This window comes from Sphingomonas cremea (assembly GCF_021502585.1).
In the GTDB taxonomy this organism is placed as follows: domain Bacteria; phylum Pseudomonadota; class Alphaproteobacteria; order Sphingomonadales; family Sphingomonadaceae; genus Sphingomicrobium; species Sphingomicrobium cremea.
The window spans coordinates 529,101-540,788 of the sequence record NZ_JAKFGM010000003.1; the positions used below are offsets into that span (position 1 = coordinate 529,101).

Genomic DNA, 11,688 nt, shown 5'->3' on the forward strand with positions numbered 1-11,688 from the left:
ACCGAGGGGTAGTCATGGACCTAGAGAAACTAACCGACCGCGCTCGCGGCTTCCTGCAAGCGGCCCAGACCATCGCAGTGCGCGAGCATCACCAACGAATTACGCCAGCCCACTACGCCAAGGCGCTGCTTGACGACGAGCAGGGCATGGCGGTCGGCCTGATCAACGCAGCCGGCGGAAATGGCTCCACAGCAAGGCGCGAGATCGACTCGCTGGTCGACAAGCAGCCGGCGGTAACGGGCAGCGGCGCGACCCAGGCACCGGGCATCGACGGGGACCTTATCCGCCTGCTCGACCAGGCACAGGAGATCGCGACCAAAGCCGGAGACAGCTATGTAACGGTAGAGCGCATCCTGCTGGCGATGGCGCTGGCCAAGGGCACGGACGTGGGTGCCGCGCTGGCCAAGGCCGGCCTCACGCCGCAGAACCTCAACGCCGCAATCGACAAGTTGCGTGGCGGGCGCAGTGCCGACACGCAAGGCGCCGAGGATCGATACGACGCACTCAAGAAATATGCCCGCGACCTCACCGACGCGGCGCGCGAGGGCAAGCTCGATCCTGTTATCGGCCGCGATGAGGAAATTCGCCGCACCATCCAGGTGCTCGCGCGCCGGACTAAGAACAATCCGGTGCTGATCGGCGAGCCGGGGGTCGGCAAGACAGCGATCGTCGAGGGTTTGGCGCTACGAATTGCGAACGGCGACGTGCCCGACGGGCTCAAGGATCGCCGCCTGCTGAGCCTCGACATGGGCTCGCTTATCGCCGGCGCAAAATATCGCGGTGAGTTCGAGGAGAGGCTGAAGGGCGTGCTTGACGAGGTCAAGCAGGCCGCAGGCGAGATCATCCTGTTCATTGACGAGATGCACACGCTGGTCGGGGCCGGAAAATCCGAGGGCGCGATGGACGCGTCCAACCTGATCAAGCCCTCGCTGGCACGCGGAGAACTCCACTGCATCGGCGCGACCACGCTTGATGAATATCGCAAGCATGTCGAGAAGGACGCGGCCCTGGAGCGGCGCTTCCAGCCGGTTTTCGTCGGCGAACCGACGGTCGAGGACACCATCTCGATCCTGCGGGGGCTCAAGGAGAAATATGAGCTTCATCACGGCGTCAGGATAACCGACGGCGCAATCGTCGCCGCCGCGACTTTGAGCAATCGCTACATCTCCGACCGATTCCTGCCCGACAAGGCAATCGACCTGATGGACGAGGCCGCTTCCCGGCTTCGTATGGAAGTCGAATCGAAGCCCGAGGAAATTGAAAACCTTGATCGACGGATCATCCAGCTCAAGATCGAGCGCGAAGCGCTAAAGAAGGAAAGCGACGCAGCCTCGAAGGAGAGATTGGCCACGCTCGAACAGGAACTCGCCAATCTCGAGCAGCAATCCGCCGAACTCACCCAGCGCTGGCAGGCAGAGAAGGAAAAGATCGCCGGAGAGGCGAAGATCAAGGAGCAACTCGACCAGGCCCGTATCGAGCTGGAGCAGGCGCAGCGCAACGGCGACCTCGCCAAGGCCGGGGAGCTTCAATACGGTCGCATCCCGGAACTGGAGAAGCAACTTGCCGAGGCGGCGACCGCGTCGAAGGGCGCAATGTTGCGCGAGGAAGTCACTGACCAGGACATCGCGGCGGTAGTCAGCCGCTGGACGGGCGTCCCGGTCGAGCGAATGATGGAAGGGGAGCGCGAGAAGCTCCTCCACATGGAGGATCAGCTCGGAAAGCGAGTCATTGGTCAGCAAGAGGCGGTCAAGGCCGTGTCGACCGCCGTCCGCCGTGCCCGCGCCGGCCTGCAGGATCCAAACCGGCCGCTAGGCTCGTTCCTGTTCCTCGGTCCAACCGGCGTCGGCAAGACCGAGCTCACCAAGGCATTGGCCGAATTCCTTTTCGATGATCCGCACGCGATGGTTCGCATCGATATGTCGGAGTTCATGGAGAAGCATGCCGTCGCGCGAATGATCGGCGCTCCGCCGGGCTATGTCGGATATGAAGAGGGCGGCGTACTAACTGAGGCGGTCAGGCGTCGGCCATATCAGGTCGTACTGTTCGACGAGGTGGAGAAGGCGCACAGCGACGTCTTCAACATCCTACTGCAGGTTTTGGACGATGGACGCCTGACTGACGGACAGGGCCGCACGGTCGACTTCACCAATACGATCATCATTCTCACCTCGAACCTTGGCAGCCAGTTTCTTGCCTCGGTCGGGGAAGATGAGGATGTCGAGAAGGTCGAGCCACAGGTGATGGAGGTCGTCCGCGCCCATTTCCGGCCCGAGTTCCTCAACCGCCTGGACGAAATCATCCTGTTCCACCGACTCGCCCACAAGCATATGGGACCGATCGTCGATATCCAGATCGAGCGGCTGCAAAAGCTTCTCGAAGACCGCAAGATCCGGCTCAAGCTGACCGATGCTGCGCGAACCTGGCTTGGCCGGGTCGGTTATGACCCGGTCTATGGCGCGCGCCCGCTCAAGCGAGCCGTGCAGAAATATGTGCAGGACCCGCTGGCCGAGGAAATCCTGGCCGGCCGGATCCATGACGGGATGGAGGTAAATGTCGATGAGGGTGACGGGAAACTATCTCTGACCGCAGGCTAATAGGCAGTTGGGCTCGTTGGCTGTGGAGTCAGGCATTTCACTGGCCTGGCCGCCGCACCTAGCAGGCCGCCGCCCCCGAATGCGTATTTACCGTCTGGCAGGGCCCGTTCGCGGCCCTCTGGGCGCCATCGATTGTCTCCTTGTCCAGCCGGCGCTTCTCCTCCCATTCTGCCCGCGTGGCGCAAACTTTCCGCGTCGCGAGACGGCTCCCGATCACGGCCTGCTTTTCGCAAATCCGTTCATTTGGGTCCTTGGGCGACTGAGCTTGTTCCGCCAGGATTGGGGCGGGAGCTAGCGCAAAGCTGGACGTGATAAGTAGAGCCAAAGCTACTCGTGAATCCATGGCCGGACTCCTTCGCTTTTATTGAATAAGCCTGCATGACTTGGCCGTCATTTGCGAGGCATTTTCGACGAACGATTGATGATCGGTCAGTCGCGAACTGGCTTGTCGGGGCGCTGGGCGGAGGAGATTTCGAACAGTCGAAGGATCATCGCTTGCTCGTCTTCGCTGAGATACGGATTCCAGCAGTCGAGTATCAGAACTGCCCGATCTCGCTTGCTTCGATTCCAGGCCTCATGCTCGATCGTGTCGTCGAAGGCGAAGGCTTCGCCCTCCCGCCATTGCCGCGTCTCGCCGCCGACGCGAAAGACGCAGTCCTCCGGCACAATCAGCGGCAAGTGGACGATCGTTCGGATATTGGTGACGCCGGTGTGCGGTGGGATGGTTTTGCCAGCCTTTAGAATCGAAAAGAAGACGGCGGGCGCTCGCCCGGGAATGCGCGCCAGCGGCAGTGACTCAACCAGTTCCGCCGTTCGTGGCGCGCGCTTGCACACGGCATCGATCCGCTCGCCGTCGCGCCAAAAGTGCAATGCACCCCAATCGAGCGAATGATCGAGCTCGCTCCATAGATTGCGCGGCGTTCCGGATGGCATGTCGATATATGGCGAGAAGCCGGCATCCGGTCTTGCCAGGATCGCCTCCAGCTCTTCGCGAATAACGTCGGTGGCAGCCTCAAGTCTGGCCAACCAGGGGAAATGTTCGCGGTCGAAAAACTCATCGGCCGGGAGGAACGGATAATGGAAGCCATGACACTGGTTGGTGAACAATCGGCGCCTGCCCAGCATGTGGTCCGCAGCGGCAGATGCCCGGCGGCGGTCACGTTCGCTGGCTGCTCCGAGGGCAGCTGCCAGGCCGCTGTCCACTGCTGCTGCCAATGCATGTCGGCGCTGCTCAACAAATTGCCGTGCGTGCGCGATCATCGCGGCCAGTTCCGGCGTGGGATTGGAATTTTGAGCGCAAAGGCCCAGGAAGATGGCCCATCGGTCAGTCGCCGATCCATTTTCGCCGCGCCGCTCATGGAGTTCGGCAAGTCGGATTAGGGCCATTAGATGGAATTGATCGATCGCCAGCGCCTGCTCAAGCGCGGCGCGCTCGGCATCATCGTCCCCTAACAGGCGATGCGCCTTGGCCAAGTTCATCCATAATGTGGCTAACGACGGATCTGCTTCAGCCGCCGCTCGGAAATGCTGGATCGCTTCGTCCGATTTGCCTGCTTCGAGCGCCGCCAAGCCAAATTCGTTGAGCTCATACGGCAGGTTTGGGTCAGTCGCCATTTCCCGCCCTTAAGGCTTGTCGCCCCAGTAACGAAGCAGATTGGACTGGACGAGCTGGAGGCGGGCGAAATTTTCCGGCCGCATGTTCAAGCCTTCCAGGGCCGCGACTTCATTCAGGTCGAACAGAAGGTTGCGGCGGAACGGATCGGGGATCCTGCTTTGAATGAAGGTAATCGCAACCAGCCGCTCGCCGCTCGTCACCTTCTCTACCTGATGGAAGGTGTCAGAGGGGTAGATGACAGCCTCGCCCGGTCTCAGTTTGAAACTCAAGGCCCCATCGCCGAGACGAATTAGCAAAGCTCCGCCCTCATAGCTTTCGGGGTCATTGAGAAAGATTGTGCAACTCAGGTCGCTGCGGATGATGTGGCTGCCGAGGTTGATAAAGGCCGCGTCGGCATGTGCGCCATAATATTGGCCCGGCTGATATTTGGTGAGTAACGGTGGAGCAATCTTGTCGGGGAATGCGAACTCCCGAAACTCCTCGCTCTGGCCAAATGCCTTGAGCATTATCTGCGCACTGGCCTGGCTTGCCGCCGGGTCGTGGAGCTGCTGGTTATTCTTCGCCTTGTTATGCGGATTGGTCGCCCGTCCGTCGATAAACTGCGTATTGGCTGCAATCCGCCGGCATTCGGCGACCTCGGCAGAGTTCAGCAGTTGCAGAATGCGATACATTCAAGACTCCCGTTCGGCGCGGTTAAGCGCCCGCGCTAGCAGCGGCAACGACTCCGCCGCACTGGAAAGCGCCGCGATCGCTGCATCGATGTCCCGCCCGTGCCGCCTCGTGGCATCAGCCAGCAATTCGGCCCGTAGCGACGGACTATAATCATATTCCAGCGCCTTTGAATAACGGCGCATCAAGGGGCCTGCGACTATTTCCTCAATTCGCCCCGGCGAAACCGCAAAGCCAAATTCGGCGGCGCATCGGCCAATCCAACCCGGCATGTCATCCAGCATCCGATCGAAATCAGCCCAAAATATCCGTCGGTCGGCCAAGTTTTCGGCAGACGACTCCAATGAGGTCATTTCGCAAGCCCACGCCAAGGCTGCGCGATGTGCGTTGCTGCAATCGAAATCGGTTAGCTCGATACTCCGGCTTCGAAGTCGCTCACGGCGGGTTGAATCAAGGGCGGCCAATTCCTTGACCGAATTCTCTCCAGCCAAAATCGAGGCAATATAGTTGGCAGGGGTCGCATAGAGCAGCAGCGCCGAGGCCCCAGGCGCAACCAGCAACTGGGCCATTTCGGAAACAAAGCTGGTCGCCTTCACCAGGGCGAACTGTTCCGCCGCAAAGGTTCGAGCAAATAGGCGCCCCAAGGCCGCGCCTAGCTCTGCCCGCTCTTCGAATCCGGCGGCTGAGAGATCGCGCAGTGAGCGCGGCTCACGGACTGAAAGCACGCTATCAAGCTCGCCCAGCAATCGCGCAATGAGTGTCGAACCGACGTGCCCAATGTGGAAAATCCAACGGGCATCGTCGCGCGGCAATTTCGCAGCCACGCTTAGTGCTTCATTTAGGGCGCAGATCCGGGATTCAATGCCCGGCTGCATCATGCGATCGTCAAGAAAACTGGCGGCGCGATAGGCTGCCTCATTCATTTGGACAAGGCGTATCAGGCGACTATTCGGATCGATCGCTTGCGCCAGCCAGCCTGCGTCATCAGTCCAACGATCGGGCAACGGCTGGATATCCATCCGCCCGGCACTAGCGGATGGGCTTGTTTGCGGCAAAGCTTAGAAGTTGAAGAAAGGGAGTTCCGTTAGCTGCCGCTTGGGCCCCTCGCCTGCCGCTGGCCCTTATCGATTGCTTCCCGGTCCTCACGCTTCCGGTCGTCCCATTCGGCCGCGGTCATGCAGATTTTCTTGGTGGCAAGCCTCGACCCGACCACCTCCTGCTTCTCACAGATGATCCGGTTGGGATCCTTATTGTCCGTCTTCTTAACCTCGGCCGCGGCGACTGCCGGAACCAACGCCAGCGCGGCGAAAACCACAACAGCAATTCGCATGGTCAACCTCATAGCAAATATTGATGCAGTAAAAAGGCGGGCTGGCGGCTGGAGTCAATGTCGAATCGACGAACGGTATTGACGCCTATCGTGGTGGCGCGACATCGAAGGCCACGGTTAACCGCTCTCCCTCGGAAAAAGGCACGGTCCCGTGCCACATCCACGAGGGGAACAGTACCAGTTGACCGGCCTTTGGTTCGATCTTCCTCCAAGGAGGCAGGTCAACGCCGAGCAAGTCATCCGGCTCCCCCAACGTGAGCCAGCCAGAATCCGACTGTTCATCTGGAGCTCTCGGTGGCAGCGCAACGTATAGTGCCGAGCTAATCCATCCTTGGGGATGGACGTGGTTCGAGTGGCGACCGCCCGACCTGAGCCTTACCGACCAGCTTCCCGAGAAACGTACCAGGCGGTCGCGGCGATGGCGCAGCATGGGATGGTTTGGGTCTGGTGGCGGCAGTTGGGCAACATGGCCTTCCACCGCCGCCACGATGGCCTTCCTCAGCTTCCGAATGATGGGATCGATCCGGCTGAACAATGGCCCGTCGGTCTGGGTACCGCCGCGCACCGATTGGTCCAGATATTCGCCCCTGGCGACATGCAGCGATCGCAATGTGGAAGCGACCTCCTCGAGCGGCGGGAGCGATTGGGTGATGTTGGCCACGCTCACTATGCGTGGGTCACCGTCCAGCCATTCTGAGCGCGGGTCGCCCGCCAGGCGCCACGCAGTACTCGCATAGGCCCACATGTCGGCGGCCTGATCTCGCCTCAGCTCGCGGTCGATGAATGGAAGGACGGCGTCGACCGCTCCGACGCGCAGCAGGTGACGAATACGCCACTTCCCGAGCGGTTCATCGGCTGTTGCGGGCGCCCCGTCAAACAGGGCCGATGGATAGATTTCCTTATCGAATTCTGCAGCGTGGATACCCTTGTAAATGGCAAACTCCGGCGAGCTGACGTTGGTCGCTTCCGCGCGTTCGACGATGGCCTTGAGCGATGCATAAGATCCGCGTCGCAACTGAACGTGCAGTAGCGCCTCCCACAGCGGCACCGCATTCGGGAACTTCACAATCGCCCGCTCAAGCGAAACTGTCGCTTCATTGGCACGACCCAACGTCGCCAATAGTTGGGCAAGCTGCTCATGCCCGGCCAGCCACATCGGTGAGCTTTCAACTGCGGCTTCAAGCCCGGCGACTCCAATGTCGCCCTTGCCAATTGCAGCTCTTGCCGCAGCGAGGCCGATAATGAGTGCGCCGTTCCGAGGTGCAAGTGAACAAGCACGCTCATACAGATCTACCGCATCTAACCCGGCCTCCATCGCCACGCGGGCATGGCCATGCGCAATGCTGACGTCAGATGGGGACAGCCGCGCTGCCTCGGCAAATGACTCCAATGCTTGCTCATGCTCATCCAGTCCGCGCTGCAGCAGGCCACTCCATTGCCATAAGCGGGGATCACTGAACCGTTGCGCGGCAGGCAGGATAACTGCCAGTGCCGCCGATTCCCTGCCCTCGTCCAAAGCAAGTTCGGCAAGCTCGGCAAGGGTCGTCGGATCATCTCGACCCGAGTTGATTGCGGCAAGCATCGAAGCGAAGGTCACAATCCTCCTGCCCCGCCTTCCGACGAACCGATAAGGGCAGCGACCGCCTCTCGCTCCACCTCGGTCAGTTCCGGCGCCCAGACGTCGAAGATGAATACCACTCGCAACTGGTCGCTGGGATTAAGCGCCTCATGCTCGATCGTGTCGTCGAACACGAAAGCTTCACCGCGCTGCCAATGACGGGTCTCGGCGCCAACCCGGAACCAGCAACCATCCGGAACGATAATCGGCAGGTGGCAAACTAGCCGGGTATTATTGACCCCCACATGCGGCGGGATCGCGGTTTTGGGTGCGAGTAACGAAAACATTGCATTGGGCGAAGCGCCGGACACCTTAGGCTGCGGCAACCGATCGAGCAGCGCCATCGTTTTCGGGCAATGGCGTGCGTTGGCTTCTACCCGCGCCCCCTTCTCAAGCAGGTGAATTGCGGTCCAGTCCGGGTTTCGGTTCAAAGGCCGCCACTGATCCATTGGCAGATGGTCTTCATACTGAACATATGGCACCAATTCTGCCCGCTCAGCTCCCATTACCGCTTCGCATTCGACGGCGATTTGGTCCGTCGCGGCTTCCAGCTCCTCAAGCCAGGGAAAGAGCCGCCGTGGGTGGAATTCCCGCTCCGGAAGTGCGGGAAAATGAAAATGCGTCGGTTTACTATGATACGGGCGAGTGCGGCGGAGCACGTTGGACCTGAACCGCTCGATATGAGATTGCTCTTCCGGGTCGGCCCGCTCTTCGGCAGCTGCCATCCGCTCCTTCATTCTCGCTTCGCGCTGATCGACCCAGTCGGCATGGAACTTTTCGGCTTGGCCGATAACCGATTGGAGCTGTGGCGGCAGGTCGGAATCGGGCTTCTGGGCCAGGGCGTTGCCCCAGGCCTCTCCTGCCTCCGAGTCGCCAAGTCGCTGCAAGAGGCTTGCGCGCATCATCAACGCGGTAAAATCCAGCGGTGCCAAAGCGAGCGAACGATGAATAGAATCGAGTGCGGCGCGGAGATTGCCAGTGCCGCGTTGCATGGCCGCGACCTTCATCCACAATGCAGGGTCGTCTGGCTGTAACTCCGCAGCGCGGTGGAAAAATGTAATCGCGCGGTGCAAGTCGCCTGAGGCAATTGCCTTCTCAGCCTCGGCAGCCAGTTCGGCAACGTCCATCCGGTCAGATCCTATAGCCGAATTTCTCGGCCGAGCGAGAAAGCACCGGCAATATCGATTCAAATTGCTCAGCCGAGTACGCTCGACGGATTGCCAGAGACATGGCCGGCGGGCGCGCCAATTATTGGCCCTTGTCGGCGGCGTTCGACGCCGGTTCGTCAAGCGAATATCCGAACTTCTCGACCCACGGTCCGATCACCGGGAAAATGGGCTCGAGATGCTTTCGATAATTCTGCCAGCGGCCAGAGGATCGCTTGTAGATCGGCTCGACCACTTGGGCATAGCTGGCGGTCTTGATTCTCCCGCGCCCGCGCGCGGTCGATTGGTGGTCAAGGACTGCGTCGTGCCAATCGAGTTCGAGGAAATCGAACAATGCGCGCAGTTCGCGATGTTGGTCCGCGACCACATTTTCGTAGGACACGACATGGGTGGGGGTTGGCATCAACTCTTGCACGCGCTCAAAATAGCTGAAGGTGAGATCGTACAGTTCCGCAGCCGTATCGAGCTGAACGAAATTCGCCATTCCATCATTCAGCCTGAAATTGGTGACGTAGCAGCTCAGCAGCACATCGCATGGGTGGCGCAAGGCGAGAATGATCCGCGCGTCAGGAAATAGCCTCCGGATGAAGGGGATTGCGTTCGTGGCCAAAGGGTTTTTGTCCACGAGCAAATTGCCCGGCTTAAGAGGGGTGCGCGCAGCGGCAGTTTCGAAATAGGCATCACGCGCCGCCTGTATCTGCTCATCGGTTGCGACCGGAATATCTTCATAATTGGAAAAGAGTTCGAATGCCTTGTGGAGCGTCGGCTCCTCCTCAAGCACTTCGATCGATGGATGACCCATTAGCATGGTATCGAGCAACGTTGTCCCTGAGCGCGGGAAGCCGAGCAGGAAAACGGGCGCAGGCCGGGGATCCTTTTTTGCCTCTGGCTTCCAGCGGTCCACCCATTCTTGCGTCATTGCCTCGCGGCGCACCTGCAACAGGTTGCGATAGGCAGCCGCACGCTCTCTAGGTCGTGGCGCGTCATTGATCATCAGTTCGTTCATCTGGGTGTAGGACTCGAAGGCCTCATCGTATCGTCCGACGCCCTCAAGAAGCTGGCCCATGAGATGAGATCGGCGAGCGGTTTCGAGGTCGCTAGGCACCTGCTCCATTGCGGCCAAGCCTTCGGCAAAACGCTTTGCTCGCCGATGGTCGTACGCACGGATGAAATTCAGGGCATTTGAACCAACCCCTTGCTCCTCTGCCTGAGGAACAAGGGCGGCAAGCTCTTCCGTGCGGTTGGTAAGATCGAAGCAGACGGCAAGGCCGAGATAAGCAAGCGCATTGTCCGGATCTAGTTTCAGCACGCGCCGGTAAGCGGCTTCCGCAGCTACCGAATTGAGCATGTAGGACAGGTGGCTAGCTAGCCCGAGCAAAAGGCCGATATCCTCGGGCGCTCGCTCGATCGCCGCCTCAACGGCTTCAAGCGCTTCGTTATCCCGACCCTCTTGCTTCAAAAGCGAATGGAGTTCGCGCAGCGGATTGGGGTCGTCCGGGAAGTCGGCAGCCATGCGCCGCAACTGGACTTCTGCCTCGTCCCAGTCGCCGGCCTGAATGAGTGCGGTAGCGAAATTCAAACGAATTGCATCTGAGTCAGGCGCCAGGTCTGTCGCCCGACGTAAAGCTTCTACGCTTCCCTCAAAATCCTCCAGGCCCCGACGAGCGTTGCCGAGATTGTTCCAGCTCTCGCAGTCTTCAGGCTCCTTGGCCACAACTTGTTCGTAGCTGCGGATCGCAAGATCGAATTCATCAAGCATTTGCGCAAGGAATCCGCGGATTTTGAGAAGCTGGTTGCCCCTATCAGCGGCAATCAATTCATCCGTCAGAATTTCGAGCGCCTCGCGTTTCCGGTCGAGCTGAACAAGGACATCGACAAGGTTGTTGGCAACGACAGGGTCTTTCGGGCGCTCACGATGCGCCGCACCGAGGTGCTGGACCGCACGATCCAGGTTGCCAGTCCTGGTATACAGCATCCCAAGCATCGCATTGAGTGCCGCTATGTCACCGCCGGCGGCGAGTGCGCGCTCACCAATCTGGCACGCCTCGGTGTGCATCCCACGGCTGGCGGCGCCCAGGGCTTGGCGAATGGCATCGGTCGTTTGAACGTCGAGAGTAGAGGTCGTTGTCATTTCGCCTTCCTAGCGAAATCGCGTCAAAGGACTAGTAGCTGCTTGGACCACAATGAAAAAAGGGCGGCGGATCCGAAGATCCACCGCCCCGATTTCAGACCTGTTCGACTTTTTTTAGAAGTCGAGGGTTACGCCGGCGTAGATGTATCGGCCGAGCGCATCCCAGGTACCCGGATAGGTATTGCCGTTGCACGGCCCTGCCGGGCAGAGGTTGGAGCCGCCAAGGACGGCGCTTCCCCCGGTGACCAGCGGCGGGTCGTTATCCAGGATGTTGTTGACGCCCAGGCGGAAGTTGTAGTGGTCGCCGAACGTATAGGTGGTGGCCAGGTCGAAGTAGTTCTGCGCTTTGATGTGCAGGCCCGGATCGAGCGGGAATTCGCCCTGCAGCGTCCCGGCGCTGTCGAGGGTTTCCGCCTTGACCTTGCCGACGTGGCGCCAGCCCAGCGAGACGGCGACGCCGCTTGGCATGGTCAGCGTCCAGCGTGACTTGCTGCGCCACTTCGGCATCGGTGCGCCACTGGCAACCGCCGCGCCCGAGCAGACCGAACCGTAGAGACCGGCGCAG

The 11,688-nt window shown here is 60.2% G+C and carries 8 protein-coding genes and 1 pseudogene; 1 reads left to right on the forward strand and 8 read right to left on the reverse strand.

Annotation, left to right across the window (positions count from 1 at the left end):
• Positions 1–14 precede the first annotated feature (14 nt).
• The gene (gene clpB, locus LVY65_RS12870) at positions 15–2,594 is read left to right on the forward strand and encodes an ATP-dependent chaperone ClpB (protein WP_235068651.1); all 2,580 of its coding nucleotides are present in this window, start codon (positions 15–17) and stop codon (positions 2,592–2,594) included.
• 429 nt (positions 2,595–3,023) lie between these two features.
• Here the strand turns inward: clpB and LVY65_RS12875 are convergent, their stop codons facing one another.
• The 8 genes and pseudogenes from LVY65_RS12875 to LVY65_RS12910 form a co-directional block, all read right to left on the reverse strand.
• The gene (locus LVY65_RS12875) at positions 3,024–4,208 is read right to left on the reverse strand and encodes an aspartyl/asparaginyl beta-hydroxylase domain-containing protein (RefSeq protein ID WP_235068652.1); all 1,185 of its coding nucleotides are present in this window, start codon (positions 4,206–4,208) and stop codon (positions 3,024–3,026) included.
• A gap of 9 nt (positions 4,209–4,217) precedes the next feature.
• On the reverse strand, positions 4,218–4,880 hold the full coding sequence (locus tag LVY65_RS12880; RefSeq protein WP_235068653.1) for a Fe2+-dependent dioxygenase: 663 nt from the start codon (positions 4,878–4,880) through the stop codon (positions 4,218–4,220).
• Entirely contained in the window at positions 4,881–5,897 is a 1,017-nt protein-coding gene (locus tag LVY65_RS12885) for a hypothetical protein (RefSeq protein WP_235068654.1), read from the reverse strand.
• 65 nt (positions 5,898–5,962) lie between these two features.
• Positions 5,963–6,208, reverse strand: coding sequence for a hypothetical protein (locus LVY65_RS12890; protein WP_235068655.1), 246 nt, complete (start codon positions 6,206–6,208; stop codon positions 5,963–5,965).
• 85 nt (positions 6,209–6,293) lie between these two features.
• Positions 6,294–7,805, reverse strand: coding sequence for a putative 2OG-Fe(II) oxygenase (locus tag LVY65_RS13405; RefSeq protein WP_235068656.1), 1,512 nt, complete (start codon positions 7,803–7,805; stop codon positions 6,294–6,296).
• On the reverse strand, positions 7,802–8,953 hold the full coding sequence (locus LVY65_RS12900; protein ID WP_235068657.1) for an aspartyl/asparaginyl beta-hydroxylase domain-containing protein: 1,152 nt from the start codon (positions 8,951–8,953) through the stop codon (positions 7,802–7,804). The genes LVY65_RS13405 and LVY65_RS12900 overlap by 4 nt, the downstream gene beginning before the upstream one ends.
• Before the next feature lie 121 nt (positions 8,954–9,074).
• The gene (locus LVY65_RS12905) at positions 9,075–11,123 is read right to left on the reverse strand and encodes a tetratricopeptide repeat-containing sulfotransferase family protein (protein ID WP_235068658.1); all 2,049 of its coding nucleotides are present in this window, start codon (positions 11,121–11,123) and stop codon (positions 9,075–9,077) included.
• 114 nt (positions 11,124–11,237) lie between these two features.
• Positions 11,238–11,688: pseudogene (locus LVY65_RS12910) on the reverse strand (TonB-dependent receptor domain-containing protein); the annotation flags it as partial.